The organism is Enterobacter cloacae complex sp. P2B (genome assembly GCF_014895985.1).
GTDB lineage: Bacteria > Pseudomonadota > Gammaproteobacteria > Enterobacterales > Enterobacteriaceae > Enterobacter > Enterobacter bugandensis.
In genome coordinates, this window is record NZ_JADBQQ010000005.1 from 4,807 (window position 1) to 5,008 (window position 202).

Below are 202 nucleotides of genomic sequence, written 5' to 3' on the forward strand. Positions count from 1 at the left end.
ACGCCGAGGGATTTTAAATCCCTTGTGTCTACCGATTCCACCATCCGGGCTCGGGAAGAAAGTGGAGGCGCGTTCCGGAGTCGAACCGGACTAGACGGATTTGCAATCCGCTACATAACCGCTTTGCTAACGCGCCGTAAAACTTTTCTAACTGACACCCGCTATTGCGCATGTCTTTAATCTGGAGCGGGAAACGAGACTC

Annotated in this window: 1 tRNA gene; it reads right to left on the reverse strand. The window is 52.5% G+C overall.

Features of this window, described 5'->3' with window-relative positions:
• Nucleotides 1-62: 62 nt before the first annotated feature.
• Nucleotides 63-136 (reverse strand) — tRNA-Cys (locus IM313_RS04325).
• Nucleotides 137-202: the final 66 nt, after the last annotated feature.